General features: G+C 60.7%; 21 protein-coding genes. 2 read left to right on the top strand and 19 right to left on the bottom strand.

Going from position 1 to position 23,261, the window contains the following annotated elements:
* Positions 1-8: 8 nt before the first annotated feature.
* From NMP98_RS19120 to NMP98_RS19085, 8 genes are all read right to left on the bottom strand, one after another.
* Complete coding sequence (locus NMP98_RS19120; protein ID WP_123115081.1) at positions 9-755, bottom strand: helix-turn-helix domain-containing protein; 747 nt, start codon at positions 753-755, stop codon at positions 9-11.
* 61 nt (positions 756-816) lie between these two features.
* Positions 817-1,101 (bottom strand): DUF7967 family protein, encoded by a 285-nt coding sequence (locus tag NMP98_RS19115; RefSeq protein ID WP_123115082.1) that lies wholly within the window; start codon positions 1,099-1,101, stop codon positions 817-819.
* A gap of 37 nt (positions 1,102-1,138) precedes the next feature.
* Positions 1,139-1,801, bottom strand: a complete 663-nt coding sequence (locus NMP98_RS19110; protein ID WP_254861355.1) for a DUF6735 family protein — start codon at positions 1,799-1,801, stop codon at positions 1,139-1,141.
* 68 nt (positions 1,802-1,869) lie between these two features.
* A complete protein-coding gene (locus tag NMP98_RS19105; protein WP_006183452.1) occupies positions 1,870-2,250 on the bottom strand; it encodes a hypothetical protein in 381 nt (126 codons plus the stop codon).
* A gap of 106 nt (positions 2,251-2,356) precedes the next feature.
* Positions 2,357-2,545, bottom strand: a complete 189-nt coding sequence (locus NMP98_RS19100) for a DUF8012 family protein (protein ID WP_096396460.1) — start codon at positions 2,543-2,545, stop codon at positions 2,357-2,359.
* Positions 2,546-2,689: 144 nt separating this feature from the next.
* Positions 2,690-3,577, bottom strand: coding sequence for a biosurfactant protein 1 (locus NMP98_RS19095; protein WP_096396480.1), 888 nt, complete (start codon positions 3,575-3,577; stop codon positions 2,690-2,692).
* A 100-nt stretch (positions 3,578-3,677) separates the two neighbouring features.
* Complete coding sequence (locus tag NMP98_RS19090) at positions 3,678-4,604, bottom strand: transcription initiation factor IIB (protein WP_049983730.1); 927 nt, start codon at positions 4,602-4,604, stop codon at positions 3,678-3,680.
* A 224-nt stretch (positions 4,605-4,828) separates the two neighbouring features.
* Positions 4,829-5,725: a DNA-binding protein gene (locus NMP98_RS19085; protein WP_049983729.1), complete on the bottom strand. Its 897-nt coding sequence runs from the start codon at positions 5,723-5,725 to the stop codon at positions 4,829-4,831.
* A 739-nt stretch (positions 5,726-6,464) separates the two neighbouring features.
* Between NMP98_RS19085 and NMP98_RS19080 the strand changes: the two genes are divergently transcribed.
* Together NMP98_RS19080 and NMP98_RS19075 are read left to right on the top strand one after the other, a co-directional pair.
* Positions 6,465-7,388 carry a winged helix-turn-helix domain-containing protein gene (locus NMP98_RS19080; RefSeq protein ID WP_049983728.1) on the top strand — a complete coding sequence of 308 codons (924 nt, stop codon included), beginning with the start codon at positions 6,465-6,467 and terminating at the stop codon, positions 7,386-7,388.
* Positions 7,385-8,197: a DUF6036 family nucleotidyltransferase gene (locus tag NMP98_RS19075; protein ID WP_049983727.1), complete on the top strand. Its 813-nt coding sequence runs from the start codon at positions 7,385-7,387 to the stop codon at positions 8,195-8,197. The genes NMP98_RS19080 and NMP98_RS19075 overlap by 4 nt, the downstream gene beginning before the upstream one ends.
* 165 nt (positions 8,198-8,362) lie before the next feature.
* Here NMP98_RS19075 and NMP98_RS19070 read toward each other — a convergent pair whose 3' ends face one another.
* From NMP98_RS19070 to NMP98_RS19020, 11 genes are all read right to left on the bottom strand, one after another.
* A complete protein-coding gene (locus NMP98_RS19070) occupies positions 8,363-8,686 on the bottom strand; it encodes a DUF7558 family protein (protein WP_049983726.1) in 324 nt (107 codons plus the stop codon).
* Positions 8,686-8,976 (bottom strand): DUF8069 family protein, encoded by a 291-nt coding sequence (locus tag NMP98_RS19065; protein ID WP_049983725.1) that lies wholly within the window; start codon positions 8,974-8,976, stop codon positions 8,686-8,688. The genes NMP98_RS19070 and NMP98_RS19065 overlap by 1 nt, the downstream gene beginning before the upstream one ends.
* A 220-nt stretch (positions 8,977-9,196) precedes the next feature.
* Complete coding sequence (locus NMP98_RS19060; RefSeq protein ID WP_123115086.1) at positions 9,197-9,637, bottom strand: DUF8030 family protein; 441 nt, start codon at positions 9,635-9,637, stop codon at positions 9,197-9,199.
* A gap of 74 nt (positions 9,638-9,711) precedes the next feature.
* A complete protein-coding gene (locus NMP98_RS19055; RefSeq protein ID WP_254861404.1) occupies positions 9,712-10,965 on the bottom strand; it encodes a phage NrS-1 polymerase family protein in 1,254 nt (417 codons plus the stop codon).
* 447 nt (positions 10,966-11,412) lie between these two features.
* On the bottom strand, positions 11,413-15,822 hold the full coding sequence (locus NMP98_RS19050) for a conjugal transfer protein (protein ID WP_254861403.1): 4,410 nt from the start codon (positions 15,820-15,822) through the stop codon (positions 11,413-11,415).
* A complete protein-coding gene (locus tag NMP98_RS19045) occupies positions 15,788-17,995 on the bottom strand; it encodes a VirB4 family type IV secretion system protein (RefSeq protein ID WP_096396458.1) in 2,208 nt (735 codons plus the stop codon). Before NMP98_RS19045 ends, NMP98_RS19050 begins: the two co-directional genes overlap by 35 nt.
* Positions 17,988-19,109: a TraC-like domain-containing protein gene (locus NMP98_RS19040; protein WP_096396457.1), complete on the bottom strand. Its 1,122-nt coding sequence runs from the start codon at positions 19,107-19,109 to the stop codon at positions 17,988-17,990. Before NMP98_RS19040 ends, NMP98_RS19045 begins: the two co-directional genes overlap by 8 nt.
* A 2-nt stretch (positions 19,110-19,111) precedes the next feature.
* Positions 19,112-20,227, bottom strand: coding sequence for a TrbL/VirB6 family protein (locus tag NMP98_RS19035; protein ID WP_096396456.1), 1,116 nt, complete (start codon positions 20,225-20,227; stop codon positions 19,112-19,114).
* Between the two features lie 2 nt (positions 20,228-20,229).
* Positions 20,230-21,066 (bottom strand): hypothetical protein, encoded by an 837-nt coding sequence (locus NMP98_RS19030; RefSeq protein ID WP_096396455.1) that lies wholly within the window; start codon positions 21,064-21,066, stop codon positions 20,230-20,232.
* Positions 21,067-21,069: 3 nt separating this feature from the next.
* On the bottom strand, positions 21,070-22,806 hold the full coding sequence (locus NMP98_RS19025; RefSeq protein WP_096396454.1) for a DUF8186 domain-containing protein: 1,737 nt from the start codon (positions 22,804-22,806) through the stop codon (positions 21,070-21,072).
* A 28-nt stretch (positions 22,807-22,834) separates the two neighbouring features.
* Positions 22,835-23,257, bottom strand: a complete 423-nt coding sequence (locus NMP98_RS19020) for a DUF7985 family protein (RefSeq protein ID WP_096396453.1) — start codon at positions 23,255-23,257, stop codon at positions 22,835-22,837.
* Between the last annotated feature and the right edge of the window lie 4 nt (positions 23,258-23,261).

Genomic DNA, 23,261 nt, shown 5'->3' with positions numbered 1-23,261 from the left:
TGCGGCCCTCAGTACGATGCCAGCTGTTCTTCCGTGACCCGCTCGCCGGCGACATGTTGCTTCGCCAAATGTTCTTCCGCCCGACGGAGTCGGTAGGTGAGTGTTGACCGCGGCACGTCGAGATGCTCGGCGAGCTTGCCGACGTCAACCTCGCGGGGCGACTCGTAATAGCCGTGTTCGACGGCGGCCTGGAGAGCAGCCTCTTGGGCTGGAGGCAATCCACTCGGTGTTCCGTCGCTTCCCCTAGCTGATGTTGTGTCCGCTGTGCGGAGCATCTCCATCTGGGCGCACTCCCCGACGGCGACTTTGAGAGCGTCGAAGAACGCCGCCACGTCGCCATCGCCGGAGTGGATGAGTCGCCACGTGTAGTGGCGGCCCTCGTGACGAGTCTCGAACAGCACGCCGTCGCCGAGGTGGTCGCGAGCGATGTGGGGGACTGAGGCGCAGGTCGGAGTGCGCTCCCAATCTGAGTAGAGGATGAGCGCGTCGTCCGTGCGGTCGAGGACGCGGGTGGTCTGTGTGGCGCCGCAATCCTCAGTCGCCAGACAGTCGGCGTAGTAGTCGCCGGTGAGAAAGGCGTCCTCGATAGCGTCGAGCGCCTCAGGAGTTCCGGTAGCATGGTCGACCCGCCAGAGACGTTCGGCAGTGGCGTGCAGCGAGAGCGAGCGGACGCGGGCGTCGGAGTGGTCGGCGAGAGCGTCAGCCACCCGGTTACAGCCCGGCTCGTATTCGAGTGCGAAGATGAGTTCGCGCATATCCTGTGTACGGCCTCCTACGACATAACCCATGGTCCGGGGTGATGTCTACTGGCGGGTATCAGATCACGTCGTCCGGGTCGTGGACCTCCTGCATTCGCTGCGCTTCGGCCGCGTATTGTTCCTGGAGGTCTGGGTCATCGACCATGCCAAGATTGTCGAGTTCAGCATCGACTGCTGCCGTCGTATCTCGGACATCGGTAAATGAGGTTAGCGCCCGCTCCTTCCGATAGTACTGTTCGCCATCGGGCGTTGCGTAGGTGAGGATGATCAGGTTCTGTTCGTCATCGGAGTACGTCCGTTCGACAAGCCAAACACGAACGTCATCTTCAGACTGATTTGACATACTTGGACGTCCCCCGATATCCACTAAGGGATTGGTGTTACGACTTGCCGAGACTCGCTGTCTCGAAGGGTGATTCTCCGGTCGGAATGAGCAGCTCCTGTCGGTCTCCGACCCGCTCAGCGAGCTTCCGTTTCAGATACTGTCTCGCCGTTGACGGCGTGAAGACGCCCTTGTCGAGCATGTCGCCAACGACGTCTTTCAGTGCCCGGAACTGTCCCTTCAGATGGCCGTCGCCGACCGGCTTGCCGTCGTACCAACGCACCGTCGCGAGCGCGCCGTTCCCGACGGTCTCTCCCTGTTCGACCGTCTCCGAGTCGTACTGGAGCCCGAACCACAGCGTCCGATAGGCGGTCACCTCGAACGTCGTCGACACCACGTAAAACGCCTCATGGTGGAGGTAGTCGAGATGGTCAGCGATAATCTCCTCGAGCGTGAGCCCGGTGGCGCGAGGCTTCGGCTCGACGACCGTCGACGGTCGGTCTTCGCCGGCGAGGTAGCCGTCGACGGCATCTGCCTCGAGGCCATCGGCTAACTCCGCCAGCAGCTGTTTCGCCCACTTGGAGTCGGTGTCTTCGCCACCGAACGGCGACTCAGCCGAGATTCGGTGCTTGAGCTTGAGATTCGCTGCACCCCAATGAGAGTAGTGGAGCGTGTACTGTCCGTCTGTGCGTTCGTACGCAACGAGTGCGCGGTGGCCCATTGAACAATCTCCTTGCAGGACGACCCACGACTGGATCGCCCCGCACCCCTCCCGGGGGACGAACAACGCTACTCGTCGATCGGGTCGGGGGAACTGAGGTCCGCGTGGAGGACTTCGCCGTCGCGAACGACGTACCGTTTCGCCAGCACGGGAAACCGGCACTTGGTAAATCCGGCTGTCTGGATGTCGAATTCTTCGTTCGGTTCGAGATACTCCGCGAGCGACCGGAGGAACTCGTGAGTGACGATGCCACCGTCGTAGTCAGGAAGACCGTTCTCACGGGCCTCGTACACTTCGAAGCTGTCGTAGCCCCAGATAACGAGTTCGCCGTCGTCGTCCACTTCCCAGTTGAGCGTCCCGAAGCAGTGGTTCTCACAGAGCTCGCGGACTGCCTGTGGATCCGATACGAGCGCGCCGGTCGATGTCGTTGCGGCTTGCAATGTTGCCATGGATTGTTCTCGGGAGCGGTCTCGCGCCCCCGCACCCTTTCAGGGGGCGAGCAACTGCTCACGCTGTGACGGCCACATGACGTTGCGCTGCCGATGCGTCGAGCTGTCAGGATTCTCTGTTGATGTCACCGTCCCTCGTCGTATTCGGTTGGGTGAGAAAATCTACCTGCTCGAGGAGCGTCGTCGCGGTGCTAATTCGCTCTCGATCAGCGGGCTCCAATTGGTCGCTGTCGATACTGGTGAGGCTACTGAGCGCGCGGTGGAGTCGATAGCCGGGGGTGTCTCGTGGATCCATGTGTGCGCCTCCGCCAATTCTCGGCGCCGAAAAACACCGGCGGGCAGTCAGCAGGTGTGGTATCGTCGGGTGGTCGCGAGCTGGCTTCTGTTAACCAACAACTCCGAGCCGACACCAGAATTGTTGGTTAATTTGACGTCGTCTTTACTGATCGGCTTCGGGTTCGGGCCCGTAGCGTGGCGTGCCGCACCGCTGACAGCCCCACATTGGCTGCCCGGTCCACTCGTCATCGGGGACAGCCTCGAATTCGCGGAATCGATGCTTAGTCTCCCGATCACACTCTCGACACTCGAGGTGAGTTCTGTTTGGGCGCTCGCGTCGTGGCTGTTCGGTATCGGTCTTGTCAACGGATTTCTGGAGCGCAATCGCTGGCACCAGCCAGAGGTCGTTGTCTGCGTCCTCACGTAGGCTTGCAAGACGAGCTTCGGTGCGAACCTCGCTCCCGGTTTCGTCGTAGAGGAACGTCGTGTGCTCGCCGTCGTGACAGGACTGCGTCGTCTCTGTCCACGCCGTCCGCTCACGAGCAGCCGCGAGCAGCTGATTACCACATTCAGACGTGACCCGTGTCGCCGAGGGGAGCGAGGGCCACTGATCGACAAGCCGTGGGGCCGGTTCCTCGTCGAGATCATAGATTAGCTTGCAGTCATCGACTACTGGGTCATCGTCTGCCTTCGCGAGGAGGGTGGCCGCAGCAGATCCCTTCCCGACGGCGCCGTAGAACGTCGACGCCTCAACGACTATGTGGATGATATGGAGGAGAGTCTGTTCGGCAGTCGATGTGTCCTGATCGTCGGCTGCTTCGAGATGGTTCGTGAGACAGAACCGGCACTTCGACTGGCCAGCGGGGATCGACGCTCCACAGGAATCGCACTCGGTCTCACCTTCTGTCGGGTCGTCTGGATAGCCCGCGTCGACGCCACCAGAGCGTTGCCGCCGGGGCTCGCCACTACTACTGGCGAGTTGATCGTCGGGAACGTGGGTCGCTTCGCCGAGCGGTCGGAGGGCTTCGTAGTCGGCGTACTGGTCGGTCATAGAGTGATCTGGCCGTATCATGCTTCGTCTTCGGGTTTAAATAATGGCTCTCACATCAATCAGCCTACAGACATACAATCGAAAATCAGCAGTGTGGGCGTTAGACAGCCAGTTCGTCCAGTGTGTCGCGGTGGGTCCGCACGGTGACCACCGAGACGTTCGCAACGTCAGCGACGTCCGACTGGGTGAGCCATTGCCCGTCTTCGCGTCCGGCTTTGTACAGACAGGCTGCAGCGAACCCGGACGGCCGAACCCCGGTGGTTGCCCCAGTCGATTCGGATGCTTCCGCCAACTGCCGAGCCCGCTGCCGGATTTGATCGGAGACGTCGAGCTCCGAGGCCAACCGCGGAACGAACGCACTGGGCGTCACGGGTTGGGCTGGCAGGCCAAGTTCCGTATTCAGCGTCGTGTATGCGTTCGTCACCCGCGATTGCTCGACGCGCGCCGACTCGGTGATGTCGTCGAGCGTTCGTGGTCGCCCGTTACACCGACACGCTCCGTAGACACTCGCGGCGGCCATCGCCTCAATCGACCGGCCCTGCAGGAGTTCCTCGTTCTGAGCGCTGCGGAAGAGCTGGCAGGCCTGGTCACGGATCGTCTCGGATAGTTCGAGCGTACTACTGATCCGGCGGACTTCACTAAGCCCGTGTGCGAGGTTGCGTTCGGCTTTCGACTGAAACCGCCCACGCGTCTGTTCACGGCGCATCCGAGCGAGCCGCCGTCGCTTCTGTCCTGAGAGTTCGTTCCCGTTCGCATCGGTCCCGTGGCCGATCTCCGTCGACAACCCACGATCGTGCCGCGCCGCTGTCAACGGAGCACCCGTGCGCTCCCGTTCGTCTTCGTCGAACCCTCGCCACTCTGGCCCGTGGTCGATCCGCTGCTCGTCGACGACGAGTCCACAGTCCTCGCAGACGGTTTCAACCGCGTTGGTTGTAACTTGCCCGTTACACTCGGGACACTGCGTAGCATTCGAGTCGGTCTGGACGTCTTCGTCGAACGTCGTTTCGTAGATCTCTCTGGTTGCCATGGATACTCACGAGGGGACTCACGCGGATCGCGTCTCTCGGAGTGCCCCTCACCCATCAGGGGCACATACACACCACACGGAACAGCGCTGACACTGGAGGGCTGCGGTGGCGAAAGCCCGGCCGCGAAACGGCGCGTGAGCGCCGTGAGCAGCCCGGACCGTGGAGGTGGTGGGAGGTGGCGGTGACCGCGTACACACCAGCAAAAAAGGGGTGCGCCGACCGGCTATTCCCACCACCGACCGCGCTCAGGGAACATAATGGTGCTCCACCCAGTGACAGCCAGTGAGACGCGCCCCTCGTACCAGTTCCGGGCTACCTTGTGAATACGCACCTGCTCGCCCTCTTCAATCCACGGCGCATCTGATTTCTCCCAGATCGTCACCTTCGTTTTTCCACTGTCGTCTGCGATCAGCCCGACTTGAGCGATGGCCGGCGAGTCCGCATCCCAGAGTACTTCGACTCGACCCTCGATGCTCACCTCTTTGCGATTGACGTCCTCGAGCTTCCCAATGGGGATCACCGTCCCAGGCGCCGTCTGCAACTCCTCGAACACCCCGACGACTGCACTCGTTAGGTCTTTCCCACCGACGACGGCTTCACCCAACCGCCGGCCAATCGCTGCTCGCGACCAGCCATCCAGTTTTTCCGCCAACCGCATCGACTGCTTGTTCACCGCCGCCAACTGCTCCTGCGTGAGCTCTGCACGAGGATCGTCTCGCTCCGGGTCAGCCATCGGATTCACGCTCGCTGCCCGCTTCTGGAACTTCACACGCCGCTCAGCGCTTCGCTTCGCTGCGATGTCTCGCGTCCGCTTCGCACGCCCCTCCTGCTGACTGAGTTCTGCCTGGGCACTGATGTGTTCCAACTCGGCCTCTCGTGCCTTGATGCGCTCTTCCTGTTCGAGGGTCTTCCCGAACAGGTGATCCGGGCCTTCCTCGACGCGCGCGTCTGGGTGGTTGGAATCGACTTTGGCCTGGACTTCCATGTCGACCGTCGCCCGGAACTCCGGGGTCTCGTCGACGACTTCGAAGCCATCCTCGTCGACCTCGCCTTCATCGTGTTTCTCGAAAGCCTGTTCATCGACCGAAACTACATCCGTGGTGACGTTGTTACTAGACATTGGAATCTACCCTGATTCCTGAAGGCGCTCAGCGCCCGACACCGCGATGCTACAACATCGCGGATTTCCTCGACGACAACGACCGACAGACTCGTCTGCGCGCTCTCGCTCGCGCCTTCGCGAGCGCCCCTTGGGGCGCGAGCGAGAGCGCGCCATAGGGAGGCCACTCAACCAGCACCGCGCGCCGACCCGCCCGGAGCGAGCGGCCAGCGGGATATGCCCGCTCGTGTCCGGCCCGATGTGCGGGTCCGTGTCCAGGGCGACTGTCGCCGAGAACGCGCGCCGCGGTGTGGCGCGCGACAGCGCAGGCGGCACCAAGCGCTGGAACGCGAAAGCCCGCAAGGGGCGCAACCGACGGGGATACCCGCTGGCGCCGAGGGCACATGCATTTTAGCCCGGAACGGGCGCGGGCGGTGCGGAGAGCGCCCGCACGCCCGGAATGGTCGGTCGCGAGCGACGCGGAGGGCGGAACGCGGCGAGCGGTGCGGGCCATAACGGACACACCTGTCCACCCAGCCGCGACACTCAGCGACCCAACTACTGCCCTGGCGGACTCAGAAAGGGCGAGGCCGTCTCGGTCACCGGGAAAGCAGGCTCTCCCGAGCTAACGGGCGGCGCGCCGCCCGTGAACGGCCGAGGGCCTTCATCGTGTTGCTCACCCAGCAACCTCAGCTGAGTCAGTCATACTCGTTGCGAGATAGCGAAGTTATTTAAATATCGGTTCGTATCTACGCAACAGATGCTTACCGAAGGCGAGGTTCGCGCGCTCACCGTCCTTCACGGTGAGCAGACAGTCTCCGAATTTGCGACCCAGCTGGACCGCAGTCTCAGCTACACGTCTGAACTTGTCGATCGTCTCGAAGCGACCGGACTCGTCGAGACGCGTCGACAAGGGAAAACAAAGCAGATCCGGCCATCGGACGCGAAAGCACTCGAACTCCTCGCAGACATCACCCAAGAGTATTCGCACATCGACTGGCCTGAACTGTTGTCGGGTGCGACGCTCCGCGTTCTCTACTATCTTGAAACACCGCGGGTCGTAATGGAGCTCGCACGCCGGGCCAACATTCACAGGAGTACCGTCCATCGCGCCCTCGATCCACTTCAGCATCGAGGGATCATCTACGAAACTGACGAGGATGCATATGTGCTGAACGAGGGATTCGAACAACTGAGTACGCTTGCTCGGGAACTCGTTCACCACGACCATCGCCAGACCGTCGAACAACACACCGACACCTACACGATTCTCTGGGAGTCACTCGACGAGTTCCTCGTCCAGACCGCAGATGAGATTACCGCCGAGGACTTCCTTTCGACGGGGCCAGAGCGTTTCCAGACCTACGACCTGCCCCTTCTGGCCCGCGACCGTCGGTACTATTTCCATTCAGAGACGATGAATGATCTCTCGCCGGCGATGCTGTGCTGTCATATGCTCGTAATCGATTCGGGCGCACGTACCCAGTCATACTGTCTGCTCCTGCTCAGCCACGTTGACGTCGACCGTGACGAACTGCGTGACCAGGCCACAAAGTACGGCGTCGACGATCTCGTCGAGGACTTGCTCACGTATCTCGACACGAGTGGCGAGGAGCGGGCATCTCGACTTCCCGAGTGGGAAGAGTTCCAAGAATTGGCTGCGGACTACGGGGTGTCAGCATGAGGGCGCGATTCGACAGTTCGTACATTCGGTCGGAACTCGAGCGCATCGGCGAGCAGCTAGACGACCCACTCACTGTCTTCTTGATCGGCGGTGGGGCAATGGCGTTCCAGGATCTCAAGACCACTACCAAGGATATCGATCTCATCGTCGCATCCGGTGATGACCTCGGGCAGCTCCAAGCAGTACTGCTCGAACTTGGTTACGATATCGTTCGGGAACCGGACGAAGAATACGAAGCGCTCGGTGCTCAGCGAATCCTCGAGAACGATGATGGGTGTCGAATCGACATCTTTCACCAGCAGGTAATCGATAAACTGGTTCTTTCTGACGGGATTCGGAAGCGTAGCGAGCGGTACCTCAACCCCAGCAACTTGGTGGTCGAACTCGTGAGCCCAGAGGACATCTTCCTATTCAAGGCGGTCGCCGGACGGGTGGACGATATCGAAGATATGTTTTCGCTGCTGCAGACTGACCTCGATTTCGACGTCGTCGAAGCAGAACTCGCCGCGCAGATCGACCTCTTGGATCAAGAGCTATTCGTAACATACGTGAACGAGGCGTTGGCCGATCTCACCGAGCAACACAACGTGAGGACACCCCTGCATGAGCCGGTCGCGGAGATTACAGAGCGCGTATACGAGGAACTCGAAGTGCTTCACGCCCTCGACGAACCGAAATCTATGCCTGCCCTCCAGCAGGAACTCGATTACACCACGGTTGAATTACAGGATATCGTGAGTCGTCTCGAGGAGAAAGACGCAGTCAAGGAAACCGCTGATCGCATCGAGCGTCTTTCGACGACGATCTGACGGCGAGGGATACCGGAATCTATGGCGTAATGCCAAGCGGTGCGGCTTATTGGATACTTTCCCTATCCATGGATAGGGAGACTCCCCATTAGTCGCGGTCAAGCGCGACGTCGACTTCGTCAACGAGGTCCTCCATGGAAACGGTGTAAGCGTCGGCAATATGTCTCACTCAACGAGATGCTCATCGAGGTCGTGCGTCCAGTACGTCGCGGGCCCGCCAGGACTACATCGCGCACACAGCTGCAGCGGCCCCTCGAGATGGCCGAGTTCCACACGGAAGCGCGTGAGCGCCGCGAGGGCGTCGACGACGAGCCCACAGCCATCGCAGGCGTAGCGATCGCGCTCGTTGGGGTCCGGCTCCATCTGGATCGCGCAGTCGACGCAGATGGGGTGGGTGACCCGCTCATCTTCCCCCCATGTGTGGGCCTCGCCAGTCTCGGTGCTGGGCGGAGCGTCGCAGAACGCACACCCTGTAAGCGTCTGCTGCATTACTCCGCCTCCGCGTCGGCGTCGCGGCCGGCCGTCCAGCCACGGTGGAAGACGGCCAATTGCGTCGTCGAGTCGAAGGTAGTAACACTCGGCTCGTGAACGAGAACGCGATCCTCGGGAACGGGTGTGACGACGTCCGCGTCGATGAGGTCGTCGACTAGGCTGCGGGCCGTTGCGTCGTCGACGTCCGCGGTCGCGACGCTCGCGGCGTCACGGTCCTGTGCGAGGAGTTCGGTTTCGAGCTGTTCGTGGTCGGCACTCGTGTCGTCGTGAGGATCGGGACCAACCATGGTGAATCACGCCGCGCACGCTCTCGCGCGCTGCACGCCTCCCGGCGCCGATAAACAGCCCAGTCGGAGGGCGTCAGTCCGACCCTGGGTCGCGGTACTCGAAAACGGCAACGTCGCGGAGGGATAGGGCGGTGGGCGTGGGTTGAGGGCATAAATTCTGGCAACGTCATTAACCAACACTTCGACAGAACTGGTCCCGAGTGTTGGTTAAGAGTGTGGCCTATGGAGTCCGGAGTTCCTGAACCGGCTTCACGGTGAACGTGTCCGGCTCGCTGGCTGCTGCTTCTCGTGTGCGTTCCGCTTGTGAGGCTGCCGACCGGGTGAGCTGGGTGACGAGTTCGTCGCGAACGATCTCCCGAGGAACGGTTGTCTCGTGCCAGCCCAGCCGGGCGTCGAAGTGCCGCTTTTGGAACTGCTCGCTGACGTCGTCGACGGCGACGTACTGCGTGCGGTTTGTCCCCCGGACCTGGTGAGTGACGACAACTGCCCCCACGTGCTCGTGCGTCAGCTCGATTAGGGCACACTCCACGAGCGCGACGAGCGACGCGTGATCGCGGTCGTTCGGGATCGCCACCTCGAGGTCTGCCCACGGAGCCTCCCCGTCGGAGTTGGTTGCTGCTTGCTGTACCGTCTGCGTTTGGGTCGTACGTTCCGAAGCCATCGTCTATCGGGGGCACGTGATGTACCCCGCCGCCCCCTGGCGGGGGTGACAGACGTGCCGCTGCGGTCGCAACGCTACTTGGACCGACCGCCGAATAACCGACCCAACAGTGAGGATGACTCTGACTCACTACTGTTCTCACTCGTAGTAGCGGCGTGCTCGCCCTGGCACTCCTCCTCCTGGCCACGGGTGGCAAGTTCGTCAGTGAGTCGCTTGACCTCCGCTTCGAGAGCGTCGATGCGCTCGGTTTTCTCCGTGAGTGTCGCCTCGAGTTCGTCGACGCGGTCGCTCAAGATCTGGTTCTTCTCGGCGAGATATGCGCGACTCCGCTCCGAGTCAGCAGCGCCGACGTCTGGCGACGATGTGGCGGAGATATCATCTGCGGTATCGTCGCCGGCGTCCGGGTCGTAGAACTCCGAAGTAGTCGCAATTGCTCGCTCGATGGTCTTCTCCCCATACGTCGACCCATCAGCGTAGTGGACCTCGTCCCACTTCTCCCGAAGCAATCCTGACTGGCGGAACAGCTGCTCCATTTGGGTCCGGTCACCACCGGTCCAGAACGCCAGCAGACAGCACAGCGCCATGTCGGCCTCGGACTGGCTGTCGTAGCCGGCTGTGTTCCCGTTCCAGAGCCGCTCGAACTTCTCGCCGTTCGATGCATTCCGCGCTTTCTCGAGGAGGTCCTCGTCTTCGAGGTCGACGTCAACGGCGGCTCCACCGGGCGTCGGTGACTCGTCGTCAGTGCTACCACGCTGTTCGGACTCTGCTGCCGTGTCACGCTCTGTCTCCTGAACGTACTCACGGTGAATCGCTCTGAGCGCGTCCTGTCGACGTGCAACGCACGTTGGTGTCCGCTCGACGTGATCGCCAGTGACGGTGAAAAAGCGTGCCGTGTCGTACAGTTCGATGCTCCCGCGACGGTTCCGCCCGTCGGGAAGTTCGCCCCTGATGAGGACGTGATAGCCGGTGCCGGACGGTGACACCTCCGTATAGGAGTCGAGGCGCTCGATGATGTCTAGTGCCGCGTCGTCGACGTCGCCGGTTTCAGGATCGCGGCAGTCGTCCAGATCGACGCCGACGATGGGATCGTCGTCGGTAAACACGAACCCGACACCATCGGCGTGTGCCGTCTCGGTGTACTCGAGTGCTGCCTCAAAATTCGCCCAGGTCTCCGGCTCTGTTGATGACGCAAACCCCCCAGCCCCCGGCGTTACCGGAATCTTCGTCGGCTTGCCGTCTCGCTCCTCTTCGCGCCAGCACACCCATTGGTCCCGTTCGCGTAGCGTCTCCGGGATCGCCTCCGGTTCGTCGATGATATTCTTACTCATGTTCTCACAGTACCTTGCATGGCTTTCACTAATTCTGAGCCAGCACAGAACTCACTCAGTTCTACTCCTCGATCCAATCCCTTGGTCCCAACGGGGACCCCCCGTTCTATCCTAGTTGGTTTTCGCTCGGTGATACCCCTGACCAGCTTCGCCGTCTGGTGGTTTTTCCCCTGACCGCTGATACGGGCGGGAGTACCCTTTCTTAATTTCCCCTGACCAGCAGCGCCGTCCTGCGATTTCGTATGTTCACTTGATGTTAGATACTGTTGCCCCTCCCAGATGCCCTGACCGGCGGTTCCGTCTTGCGTTTTTCTCGGTCCATAACCGAGCATTAACTCTTGATTCTTACCCTCTCGTGCTGTTAGTGGTCGTTTCCCCTGACCGGCAACGCCTTCGGGCGGTTTTTTGATGACCCGTCTCGAATTCAAGTACCTCATAGATTTCTCTTCATTCAATCAACTGTTGCCCTGCTGCCGTGAGCGAAATACCTGTATAGCAGTTCACGCGGGTTCCATTTTGACGAATCCGACTCGTATCATACGTTACGAACTCCCCGAGAGAACGGGAGAACCACGCTTTCGATTGAACTTCTTTGTCGTGTCTGATTGCCCATATCCGATACGCATTATAGAGATCATCCTTCGGGAGTTCCGCGTCCTCTTCTTCGGTAACGTACACGTCAACGAATGACTCGAAATCGTCCGCGTCGTGATCGAGTTCACTCCCGTTAGTTTGGGAGATTTGCTCTGAGGAATCTTCCCTCGGCATATCCTCTCCCGGAGCAGATTCGGCCCGATAGTCAGTCTCCGCCCGGTCACTATTTTCGTCGTCGTTTTTGGAGTCCCCCTCTGATTCATTGTGGGCGGTTGAGTGATCAAATAGGGTTGTGAGAGGTTTCGTTGTCCCGTCCGTGTAGACGACTGATGACTTCTCATCGGCAAGAATCACGATTACGTAGCTGTCGCAGCTGTACTCTGGGGTGGAGAACTCGTCTTCCGGAACGAACGGCTTTTTGATCCGAATCCAGTCGTCCTCGAACGCCGATTTCGTCTCGTAGATGTGTTGCTCACCGTGCTCATAAACGACGTACTCGTCGGCAGCGTGGTCGTAGCTGTAGATGGCCGGAACACGATCTTTCGAGAGTTTTTCAAGCGACTCGAGGCGGATATGTTCCGTCCCGCTGGCATCACGAAGGACGATCTCGGCGCCATCACGCTGCCAGATGTTCTGGGTCCCGTTCTCGTCGTCGGTCGCCGGTCGCACGGCCGTCACTCCACCTTCTTCGGTCGCTCCACCGCTGAACGTGAGATTCGAGTCAGTCGTGTAGAACCGTGTCTCACCATTCTGGAGGGTACGGACGGGTGGCGTGAGAATGCCGTCAACACGCTCGGCCCACTCAGTTTCGTCGTTTCCTGGTCGAACGACAAACAGCGGGATATCACCTGCTGCTTGGGCCTTCCGGAGATTCGTGAGCACTTTCGCGGGATTCTCGGGTGTCGTCGTTTCGACTTCGATGGCGAATCGGTCGGAAACGTCGGGGTGGCTCGCCCTCGCGTCAGGTTTCTCGCTGCCATCCTGTGCGAGGATCGAGACGGTGAAACCGAGTGCAGTGAGTTCTTCTTCGATCTGAAGGAGTGCTGCGTCGTGGGCACTTCCACCAGCGGCCTGCACGCCACCAGTATCGGGTGTCGCGACCTCTTCTCCGGCGTCAGTGAGCCGGATGCGGAGCTCGTCGGCGTCGATATCGACGGTCGTATCGAGGTATCGTGATCGTTCTCGAATATCTGCGAGTGCATCATACGATGGCGGTTCGGCGTCGGTGTCGTCAAAGAGCCGTCTGAGTTCGTCGTCAACTGCTTCAACGGCCACCCAGCCGTTCTCCTCACGGCAGCCCTCTCGAAGCTGGAGACTCCGGACCACCTTCGCAATCGCACCGTCCAAGTCGTCACTCTCGATATCGAGCACCTCGTGTCCGTTGGTCGGTGTGCTCGTTGTTGAAGTGTCTGGCTCAGCCGGCACACCGTGTTCGTCACTGATGTCCTCGTGCATCGAGGAGAGTGTCTCAGTGAACTGCTCCTCTTCACGCTCAGTGAGCGGGGATTCGCTCTCGGGGTGGCCCGGTGGGATCGGGAGTGGTTCGAGACTGAACGGATACGGCCCCGTTTCACCGAACGTCGGGCTTGGCAGGCTGGCGATCCACTCCCCTCGTGGCAACGAACGAATCCGATTGGCGAAATCCGCGGGGTCCATCTCTTCGTGGGCCATCGCTCGCGCCAGTTCCCGGTCGACGTTGATTTTCCCGATGAGTGAACTGCCGATGTTGTTCAGAGCATTCAGGTAGATCTTCCGCCCACCTTCAGCCTCCATCTGTTCGGGGAACTGCATCGACAGACCAACAGAGAGCCGGAATCCCCGGCCTTTCTCGAGGAGATCATTCATGATGTCGGAGACCACGACCGATGCTGCCTCGTCGACGAGCAAGTTCACGACGTAGTCGTCCGAGTGCTGGGGGAGGGCCTGTTTGCGGTCCTTGAGAGCTGCATCGAGATTGGTCAGGATCACACCGGTCATGATCCGGGCGGCGTCGTCGCGGAGGTCGCCGAGGTCGAAGAGGATGACCGTATCCTCGTCGAGGACATCCCGAAAGTCGAACTGGTTCTCGGTATTATTGAAGATCTGCCGCAGGTGCGTATCCTGTGAGATGTAGGCGAGACGGTTTCCGACACCGCCCATCACGTTCGCGAAGGTGTTCGAATCTAACTGGAGCTGCCGTCGAATCGTCCGGGTGACTTCCTCGTCGCTCGACCGTGGGGCGTCGCCGATGTTCTCGTTCGGTGGCCCGGCCTCCCAGAGCTGGTCGACGACGTGTTCGAGCTGTCGGTGGGCGAAGTAGTCCGTCGACGCTCGGTAGAGCCCGTTCTCACGCCCGTATTCCTCGTCGAACAGTGTCTTGATGAGTGTCTTGATGAGAGTTGGGGCCACAGTCGCCCGCTCGTAGCGGTCGGTTCCCATCACGAGCTTCAAAATCTCTTCGTAGTGGTCGGCCTTCCGTTGGACGGCGTCTTCGCGGCGCCGTCCGCTCTCCATCGACGGTTCGAGATCGAAAAACGAGAACCCGGGGAGGACGTCCGGGATCGGGAAGTGGACGACGTTCTCTTGGAGGTCGGTCATTCCGAACCGACGCGCGTGAGCCCGCATATAATTCTGGGCCATGTCGTCGTTCTTCGGGATGATGAGGATCGTCGGCCCCTCGGTGTTGGCGTACAGCGACAGCATATCGTTGATGAGGGCTTTCGACTTCCCAGAGCCGGTTGTTCCGAACCGGCCGTAATGAGTGGGCAGCAGTCCGGGTGGAATGTGTGTCGGCTCGTCTTCGGCCTCGCCGGTGTCGTCGAGGGCATACCCGATTGCCATCCCGTCGCGGAATTCACTCATGAGGTCCTGGTGGGGGCGTGGCAATGGATTCCGACTCTGCTGTTCCGCACGCGTCCCACGTGCCCCCTCGACAGTCAGCTGTTCCGAGGAGGGCACGAGTACGAAATTCGCGAGTTCTCGGCCACTCAGGACGAACTCGGGTCGGGTCGTCCCACGGCCGGTCGTGATCTCACGATCCAAGAGCCGCTGCAGCGCCGCTCGTGCGTTCCGTTCTTTCGTGGCTGCCCGGAAGCCGCTGTCGCGTACCCGTTCGGCCGCAACCTCGTAGTACGGTCCGTCAAGCGGGTCGAATACCGGGACAAGTGATTGCATCCGATCATCGAGATCATCGCGACCGTCGTCCCCGGACGGAATCCCGATCGCTCGGATGTTCGCGGTGAACGACCGCTTCGGATTTTTCGCCTCGATTGCCGCGACACGTTTTGCAACGGCGTCGCTCAGCTGGTTTCTGTCCCGGCTCTCCGACTGATCGTCGAGTTCGAAAAGGGAGCCAATAATCTCCTGAGCGAGTGTGTCTCGGCCGTCGATGACGTCCTCCTTGCGAAGGTCGGCATCGGACTGCCAGCTCTCGCGTCGCTGGAAGACGGCCTGGAACGCTACTGGTGCTGTCGCCTCCATCAGGTGGTCGACAAGCGACGCGAGCGCACCACCTGGCTGATCGACGGCTGGGAGTTCTGCTTCGTCGTCGGCAGTGAATGGCGAGAGTGAGGTCATCCAGTCCTGTTTCCGAGTGGCCGACCCCTGCCACCGCACGCCGAGTGGGGAGACGGTCTTGGTCGCTGGCCGGGCGAGTATCGTCCCCTCTGTTGTCACCGTTGGTTTGGCAAGCGTCGTGAGTGGCTCATCCTCGGGAATCGCATCTGGTGGGGCGAGTTCGAGGGCGGTGTCTCCGATCTCGATGATGTGGTCGGCAGACAGGTCGCCGACCGTCCCTCCTTCCGCGACTGATTGGGCGTCTGCTTGCCTCGCTTGACTGTCTTCGTCAGTCCCACGTTCGTATTGCTCGTCAGGACCGAACTCGTACGTGAGATCGCCCGACTCATAGTGATCGACGAATGTCTCTCGGTCGAATTCCACAGGCTGCACGAGTCGGGATGCGACGTCGACTTTGGTACGCTCGATGTCGAACGTCTCGGGATAGATCGACCGGAGACGTTTCTCAAGCGTATCCAGATGGTCGTCAGCACCGTAGTAGAATTCGACGGGGTCGTCTGCACCCTCGCTGAGCGCGAGGAATTCGAATCGTAGCGGTGTTTTGCTGTGTAGCGGATTGAGTTTGTCAGCTAGCCCTGTCGAGTTCGTTAAGGTCAGTTTGTGGAGACTCTCCAGTGCCTGCGGCAGCCGCTCCGGATTGAGGCGTTCGGAGGTAGGCGTCACGCGGAGGTACTCACGCATCGTCGTCACCTCCCGCTGCGCCACCATCAGTCTCTGCTGGCGTCTGCTCAGGTGGGCGTTGTCCATTGTCGGTCGCTCGGCTTTCAATATCGTCTTGGAACGCCTGCACGTCCGCGTCCACGGCGTTCTCACCAGTCCCGGGGAGTGAGGCTCGCCGTTGCTCGGTTGGCTCGAAGTCGATGACCTGCTTCTCCTTGGGCATCGCTTTGACCTGGATCCCACGCCACTCGCCGTCGACGCCAACCAGTGCTTCGGAGAAGCCGGCGTCCTCGTTGCCGGGGACGGCGTCCTGGACGAACCGCATCTGTGCGTAGTTCAGCCCGAACTCGTCGGCCCACTCCTTGTCCATCCCGTCGAGGCGGTGGAACTGCTTGACGGCACACTGATCGAGGATCGCCTCGCTTTCGGCGTGCTCGAAGAACTCGTCGACGGTCTGGGTGACCAGCCGGATCGAGAGGTCGTGGTGGCGGTGGTGCCGGAACACCGTCTCGAGGAACGCCAGACTTGCGGCGTCCTGCATGATGTAGCGCGCCTCGTCGATGTAGAACACGACCTCCTTCTCCGAGACCTTCGCCCGTTCGTACACCAGCGAGATGAGTAGCTGCATCGTCAGTGCCGTGCTGCTGTCGACGCTGCCCTCCTGCTGGGCCAGATCGAGGTAGATGACCTTCTCGTCCCGGATGTCGAAATCCGATTCTTGGCCGAGGTTGGCGTGGCGACCGTCGTCCTCGAAGGGGCGCAGCTGATCGAGGAGCCACGTCGCGTCCTCTTTGATCTTCCCTGCCTCTTCGTCGGATCGAACGACGAACTCCTCAGGGTCGTCGACCATGTCCTCGAAGACGTCCATCATATCACGGATGGTCGGACTCGGATTGCTGTGCGTCGAGATGTCGTCGGTGATGCCGTTGCGCTGGTAGGCACGTTTGAGGGCGAGTTCGAGCGTAGTGCGCCGGTCTCCCAGTGAGATGCCCCGGAGGGCAAAGAAGTTCGTCAGGAAGCTCATCGCGTCGTCGAGTTTCTCGTTGAACGGGCTCGCGTCCTCGCCCATCGCCCGCTGGACGTGTTCGGGCGTCTCCCGAATCTCCAAGGGGTTCAGCCCGAGCGTCCCGCCGACTGTGATCCGCTTGGCGTCGAGCGCCTCCGAGACACCGGCCCAGTTGTTCAGCGGCTCGAGGATGATGCCGATACGGTCCTTACTCTGCTCGATGGAGCGGATGAAGTTCTGCTTCGAACTGAACGACTTCCCCGACCCCGTGTCGCCCACGGTGAACATCGCGTACCCGTTGTCCCGCGCGAACGGGTCGATGACCACGGGACTCTGGTTATCTTTGTGAATCCCGAACTCGACGCCGCCCTCCTCGAGAATCGTCGCGTTGTGCGGCGAGGACAGCAACGCGCCGACGGCGCCGCCGAGCGCAATCGATGTCCGCCCGAATTCGTTGTCACCAATGGGCGCGGCGGATTGGAGGGCGAGATCCTGCCGACAGATAGCCGTCTTCGGCGTGAGGTTCGCCGGGTCGTCGCGGAGCGCGCTCTTGACCGTCTGGACGGCATCTCTGAGTTCGTCTTTCTCGTCGGCCCGCACGGTGATGAACATCCCTTGGTCGAAGACGTTCGCGCCGTTCTCGACGGCCTTGTACGTCGCTGCGGCCTCGTTGGCGCGCTCTTGGAGATAGGCGCTCCGGATACTCTGTTCGAGGTCAGCATCGACCTGGAGGTCGTCAGCGATGTCCTGCAGTTCGTTCCGGGCCCGCTCCTGATTTTTCGGCGTGATGTGGGCCGTCAAATCGAACTGGACATCGGTCATCTCGAAGAGGTCGCTCAGATACCCGTCGTTGGGATAGTCGGCATAGTTAGCGATGTAGAGTGTCGTCGTCCACTGTTCGCCGACCCGTGCGGCTCGCGTTTCCCACTCGACAGCTCCGGGAGCGGTGACGGTCTTGTGCGACTCGGAGATGTCGTCGAGGAGCTTGCGTTCGGCCTCGCCTTCTTCGAGTGTCTCCTCGTCGAGGACATCGGTAAAGTCCACGTCTGGTTCATCATCCGCAGTGAAGCGGTCCCACAGGTACTTACTGCCGACGCCAAGGCCGAGACCCACTGCAAGGGCAAGTACTGCACTCTCTGCTGGTGTCAGATTCTGGAGCCACCCGGCGACGGAGCCAAGCGCGCCACCACCAGTCTGGAGGATCACGTTACGCATCGTGTGGGTCCTCCCGGCGCGAGTGGCCGATGATCGATTGGTCGCGAACGACACGTTCCGCCTCGTCGTAGTCATGTTCGCGGCCGTTCCAAAAGTCCATATTCAGAACGAACAGCTCGACCGTGCTGAGTCGACGTGCGGACCACCCCGACGCCTGCTGGATAAACTCGGAGCGAACGTCGTTCACGCGACTGTCGAGCTTCTCGAACATCTGCGCACGACGTTCGACGTCGGTGAGGTCCTCGCGGCGGGTGACGAACGGGTTGAACAGGAACCCGATGACGGGGAACTGGGTCAGCTTCTCGGCGGGGGTGCCCTCGTCGCGGAAGCGGTCGTACACTTCTATCGGGCTGACTTCAACGCCGATGTAGTACCGGACCTGCTGAATGCCCCGGTCACGCATCTCCTTCGGCCGTGTTTCCCGATATTCTTCGAGGAGTTCCCGGAAGATCGGGTTCTCCGTGACGTCTTCGTCCGTGAGCCGATCCTCGATAGTCTCGGTGATCTGCTCGACCGGGAAGGAACGAGTTGTGGCGTGGAGTTTGAGCTTCGAGTCCAGCTCTTTGTTGGCGAACTCTTCGCCGGCGTCTTGCAGCTGCGCCCAGTCGTCGGACATCGCGAAGTCCATGTTGGCCGGATCGATCTCGATGAACGCCTCCATCGCGCCGTCTTCACGCTGGATGGCACCAGCACCCGGCCACGCCCGCTTGATGTTCGTGAGGTCCTGTGTCCGCTCGTCCGGCTTGAACGGCGTGTAGTTCGCGAGTCCGCCTTCGTTGCGCTCTGACTCGTTGGTACTCGTGTCGGCTTCGGCGGGCGCACTGAACGTGATCTGAGGTCGCTTGAGGTACCTATAGACGTCTTTGGTCCACGTCCAAGCGTTCAGGTGGGTTGGTGAGACGTAGATGACGGCAACGCCAAAGCCAAGCCCGCCAGCGACGAACGGGAGGGCAAGCGACTCGATCCCGGTGAGGCCAGCGATAAACAGCCCAATAATGGGGAAGGCGATGAGCATGCCGACGTCTCCTTCCTCGATATTGAGATACGGGATGCGACTCTCCTCGCCGAACTGATCCATGATGCGCCGTGCGGCCGCGTCTTGATCTGCTGACATTGTTAGTGGATTCCTCGATCAAACTCCATCCCACGGTCGTCACTCGCCGATTCCGCTGTCGCTCCACCAGGGTCATTCTCTGTTCGACGGTACGATGGCGTCCCGCCATCGTCTCCTCCATGCCCACCGCGGGCAGCTGCCTTTTGTGCGACGGCGTGGCCAGCGGCGGCTTTCGGCCCCCACCGAGCGGCGGTCGTCGCGACGCCGGCGCCACCGACATAGGCACCGGCGGCGACACCACCAACGAGTGCTGCGCCTTTCGTCGCACCGCCGACGACTTTGGCCGTCAGCGGCGTCGCGTATTTGAACGTCTTCCACGTGATGTAGAGGGCGACCAGTGGAAGCGACGCCGCGACGAGATATTTGAGGAACGCTGTTCCGGGTGTGAGCGTTCCACCGCCGTAGATCAAATCGTACCCCTTGAGGACCATCGCTGCTGGGAGCGGGAGGACAGCCAACGGGACAAACCGTTTGCAGAACCCCATCGCGATATCGGATACGACCGGAATGTTTCCGTAGGCCAGTGCAAATGCAATCGGCATTCCGTACAGGTAGACATACAGCAGAATCATCCGGATGTAGAACAGCGCCTCCAGCGCCCACATCGAGATTCCACCAATCACGGCGAACAATAGTCCCAGCCCTGGGTTTGTGATAGATACCTCCAAGAATCCAATCATCGCCTCCGTAACCGAGGAAAGCTCCGGCATCAGGGCGATAGTGAATCCGTCAACGAGGTAGAGTGCAAGAGTTCCAACCCAATACCACGTAATGATTAGAAAAGCACCGACCCAGGCCGTCTTCTTCGTTTTTCGGGCTTCGTAGGTACTTCCAATATTGAATATCCGAACCGTGTGACGGCCCTGAACGCTCATCACGAGGAGCAAGAGGGCAACCAGCATGATTTCGCCGCCGATGAGAGCATCGTGAATCGCTGGCCAGGGTGCATTGGTTGGTTCACCGAAGACAAAAGCTCCGTTCGTCTCTGGAGTAGGTGTCCCGAACATTCCCTCAGTCAGAGTTTCATACCCTGATCTGAGACCGTCCATGAACAGCCCAATGAACCACTCAACGACGCCCTTGATACCCTCAAGGACGACATCAATGAGATCGACCATCGTTATACCTCAGTGATCGTGACCTCACAATCAGTCATATCGTCGGAACCAGTGTATTGAACGTTGTAGGTGCTTGAGACCTGATTTCCACCGACCCGTGTCTCAACGATAACAGTAAACTGGCCACTATTCCCGTCTGGGGAGCATCCCATCCCGTCCTCAGTTTCTGTACCGAACGGAAACGAACTACTGAACAGGTCGGCCGTCTCGCCGGGGGAAACTACTACCCGGTCGGTTTCGTGCATTCCACTGCCTCTGGGGTTCTCAATTGGATTGGGAACGTCCCCGGAGAAGATTAGTTCAGTTATCGCTTCCGGACCGCTTCCTGTGTTCTCTACCGTAACGAATGCCTCGCCATTCTTGATCCGGTCCGTCTCGCTCTCACCATAGACTTCGTCCCACGGCTTATCTGGGTTATTCCGATAGAGTCCGACATCCTGTATCTGAATCTCTGGACGGAGTTCAGTCGTGGTCTCAACTACTGTCTCCTCGCCTTTCAACGCGAGTACGCGGTACTCACCGGGCGCATATGCGGTGCCGATCTCGAATGAGACCTGCTGAGCACCTGCGGCTACGTCACGCTTCCCGAATAACTCGCCGTTCGGTTGGATGAGGTTGACTTGGTCGACGTCGGCCTCTTCGGAGAGTTCGACGACGAGTGTTGTCTCCTCGACAGCGATGCGCGTGAGTGGGCCGTTGCCATCTGGAGAGGTCGTTCCATCACCAGGCGTCCCAGAACCGCCATTGTCGTTCAGACAGCCAGCGACGCTTACGAGCGCAGCACCTGCGACTGTTCGGAGGGCGGTTCGCCGACTGATGTGTGGGTGGTTTCTAGTCATGGACTATGGGTTCCGTTGGAAGATGTCTTCTGGACCGAGCATTCGGAGGAGCCGCTTGCCTGCGTAGAACATCACAAGAAACGGGATGAGCTGCCAGCCGACCTCGAAAATAAATGCGAACCAACCGTCGATGGTGCCGAGCGGATGCCAGCGAGCAGTAGCCGTCGCACTCACATATGCGGGGTTGTGCCCGAGCCACGAACCCGGATGGTACCGTGCCGTGTAGATACCCGGCTCGTCGATCGTCACAATCGCCACCCCGGAGGCGTTGGTCTCGACGCGTTGCTCCGCGATGGTGATGTAGCCGTTGCGAGTGTTCCCGCCAATTGGATATCGTCGGTCGGGATCGCTGAGCACGATCGGTGCGCCGGTCTCGTTGTCTCGGAGTTCGATGCGGAGTGTGGCCTGACTTTCGTTCTGCTGGAGCACCTCAACCGTCAGATTACTGCGCCGGAGCTGCCGCTCTGAGCTAGCGTCAGGTGCCACAATCGAGGCGTTCACGCCCCGTACGATCCCCGCCACCTGGAGCGCGTCGCGGTCGACGTTCTCCGCGCGAACCGCAACACCGTACGTCGTCGTGTACGACTGGTTGACGATGTCGATGTTGATGTTCTCACCGAGCGTTCCGTCCGGAGACGGTCGGTCAGTGCCCCAGGTGTCGATAATCTCTGGGCCATCGCGAACTGGTTCAGCACGCGGGCCGATTCGCGACGGGTACGCGTGAATATAGACCGGAATCGCATCCGACTCGACGGTGGCGCTGTCGGTTCGGTTCGACCTGACGAGTGTATCCCAGTTGGTGTTCCGAGCGGTGTAGAACCGCCAGACGCCACGCACTCGTGCGCTTCCATTCTCCGTCAGCGTGTACCCCTGCCACGGTCTGGACTGGAAAATGGCCACACCGGCGTCACCATTGGGATACTCGGCGTAGTAGGGGTACGCCGAGAGGTCGTAGATCTCGACGGCGATCGAATCCGAGACGTTGAGCGATTCGGTTCGGTACGTGACCTCGACATCAGTCTCGTCGCCTCGGTCGATTCGCGTGGTCTTCTTCAACCGGACGCTGATCTCGGCTTCAAGCGTGAGGTTTGCACTCCAGTCGTCCTCGATCTGGTAGTCGAGGGCCGGCGTGTGCGAGCCGTCGCGCTCGACGATGGTTTCGCCGTCCTTCTGCAATCGAACCTCCTCAACCTCGTTGCTCGCGAGCGACCACTCGATCGTCGTGTTCCCCGAAGAGCTCCCGTTCGGGACGCGAACGCGATAGTCGACGAACCCCCGCATCGTGCCGTTCGGCGCGATATAGAGCGGCGTGTCACCCGACTCCAAGTGACCTCGCGTCGACGGCTGCACTGCGAACACCGTGGCGTGGGCGTCCTCGATGAACACCCCGTCTTCGAGCGACGCGTGGCGCGGATGCACAGACGTATCCGACCCACCGGGTTCGAGATCAGCGAAATCGTTTCGCGTCCACGTTGCAGCTGTCGCCGGCGGGCGCGTGAACGTGATGTCCGTCCCGTTTGCGAGTTGGTGCATCGCGGTCCGGCTCTCGCCGTAGCGCTGCTGGTACTCCTCCTGGGTGATGTAGTTGTCCGCGTCGCGAGACCACAGCGTCGCTGATTCATTCTCAGTGAGCCCATTCCCCTCCGTGCCTGGCCGTGGCGGGCTTGCAGTGACGAGACCCGTGACTAAACTCGTCACGAACAGGGCGGCCATTAGCACGGAGAGCTCTCGTTGTGTCATGGGGGCTCGCGACGGGGGTGGTAGTCACCTACCAGGGGGCGAGGTCGACGCACTGCGCCAGCGGGAGGTTCATCATCGACCCAGCGACGGTGTAGAGTGGCCCGAGGGCGACGAGGACGACCGCGGACTTCATCGCCGACCGTTTGTGGCGCTTGAGGCCCTTCTTCTGCTCGGGCGTAATCGTGAACATCTCGATAAGGGAGTCAGCCTGCCACACGACTGCGAGGCCGACAATGCCCAGCGCCGTGGTAAGCTGGAAGAAGCCCTCGATCATGCTGGGAAGGTTGTCTGCGCTACAGACAGCGTTCGTCTGTGCGGCGGCGGGTTCCACAGCGAACAGGCTCAGGACGACGACGATGAACACAGCTTGCCTGGGAAGCCTACTCGATGCCGTGGACTGGCTGTCGGGGCGATTCGAAGCCGTCTCGGAGGGCGTATTGTCCTGTGACATAGCG

It is taken from the genome of Natronomonas gomsonensis (assembly GCF_024300825.1).
GTDB classification, from domain to species: domain Archaea; phylum Halobacteriota; class Halobacteria; order Halobacteriales; family Haloarculaceae; genus Natronomonas; species Natronomonas gomsonensis.
Note: the sequence above shows the minus strand (reverse complement) of the source record. Positions and strands in the feature narration are given on the sequence as shown.

Excerpts from the sequence above, each read along its gene's own strand:
- NMP98_RS19055 (WP_254861404.1), bottom strand. The coding sequence starts at position 10,965 with ATGAGTAAGAATATCATCGACGAACCGGAGGCGATCCCGGAGACGCTA.
- NMP98_RS19030 (WP_096396455.1), bottom strand. The coding sequence starts at position 21,066 with ATGACTAGAAACCACCCACACATCAGTCGGCGAACCGCCCTCCGAACA.
- NMP98_RS19085 (WP_049983729.1), bottom strand. The coding sequence starts at position 5,725 with ATGTCTAGTAACAACGTCACCACGGATGTAGTTTCGGTCGATGAACAG.
- NMP98_RS19070 (WP_049983726.1), bottom strand. The coding sequence starts at position 8,686 with ATGCAGCAGACGCTTACAGGGTGTGCGTTCTGCGACGCTCCGCCCAGC.
- NMP98_RS19120 (WP_123115081.1), bottom strand. The coding sequence starts at position 755 with ATGCGCGAACTCATCTTCGCACTCGAATACGAGCCGGGCTGTAACCGG.
- NMP98_RS19080 (WP_049983728.1), top strand. The coding sequence starts at position 6,465 with ATGCTTACCGAAGGCGAGGTTCGCGCGCTCACCGTCCTTCACGGTGAG.
- NMP98_RS19045 (WP_096396458.1), bottom strand. The coding sequence starts at position 17,995 with ATGCGTAACGTGATCCTCCAGACTGGTGGTGGCGCGCTTGGCTCCGTC.
- NMP98_RS19090 (WP_049983730.1), bottom strand. The coding sequence starts at position 4,604 with ATGGCAACCAGAGAGATCTACGAAACGACGTTCGACGAAGACGTCCAG.
- NMP98_RS19095 (WP_096396480.1), bottom strand. The coding sequence starts at position 3,577 with ATGACCGACCAGTACGCCGACTACGAAGCCCTCCGACCGCTCGGCGAA.
- NMP98_RS19050 (WP_254861403.1), bottom strand. The coding sequence starts at position 15,822 with ATGGTGGCGCAGCGGGAGGTGACGACGATGCGTGAGTACCTCCGCGTG.
- NMP98_RS19100 (WP_096396460.1), bottom strand. The coding sequence starts at position 2,545 with ATGGATCCACGAGACACCCCCGGCTATCGACTCCACCGCGCGCTCAGT.
- NMP98_RS19020 (WP_096396453.1), bottom strand. The coding sequence starts at position 23,257 with ATGTCACAGGACAATACGCCCTCCGAGACGGCTTCGAATCGCCCCGAC.
- NMP98_RS19115 (WP_123115082.1), bottom strand. The coding sequence starts at position 1,101 with ATGTCAAATCAGTCTGAAGATGACGTTCGTGTTTGGCTTGTCGAACGG.
- NMP98_RS19065 (WP_049983725.1), bottom strand. The coding sequence starts at position 8,976 with ATGGTTGGTCCCGATCCTCACGACGACACGAGTGCCGACCACGAACAG.
- NMP98_RS19035 (WP_096396456.1), bottom strand. The coding sequence starts at position 20,227 with ATGGTCGATCTCATTGATGTCGTCCTTGAGGGTATCAAGGGCGTCGTT.
- NMP98_RS19040 (WP_096396457.1), bottom strand. The coding sequence starts at position 19,109 with ATGTCAGCAGATCAAGACGCGGCCGCACGGCGCATCATGGATCAGTTC.
- NMP98_RS19060 (WP_123115086.1), bottom strand. The coding sequence starts at position 9,637 with ATGGCTTCGGAACGTACGACCCAAACGCAGACGGTACAGCAAGCAGCA.
- NMP98_RS19110 (WP_254861355.1), bottom strand. The coding sequence starts at position 1,801 with ATGGGCCACCGCGCACTCGTTGCGTACGAACGCACAGACGGACAGTAC.
- NMP98_RS19075 (WP_049983727.1), top strand. The coding sequence starts at position 7,385 with ATGAGGGCGCGATTCGACAGTTCGTACATTCGGTCGGAACTCGAGCGC.
- NMP98_RS19105 (WP_006183452.1), bottom strand. The coding sequence starts at position 2,250 with ATGGCAACATTGCAAGCCGCAACGACATCGACCGGCGCGCTCGTATCG.
- NMP98_RS19025 (WP_096396454.1), bottom strand. The coding sequence starts at position 22,806 with ATGACACAACGAGAGCTCTCCGTGCTAATGGCCGCCCTGTTCGTGACG.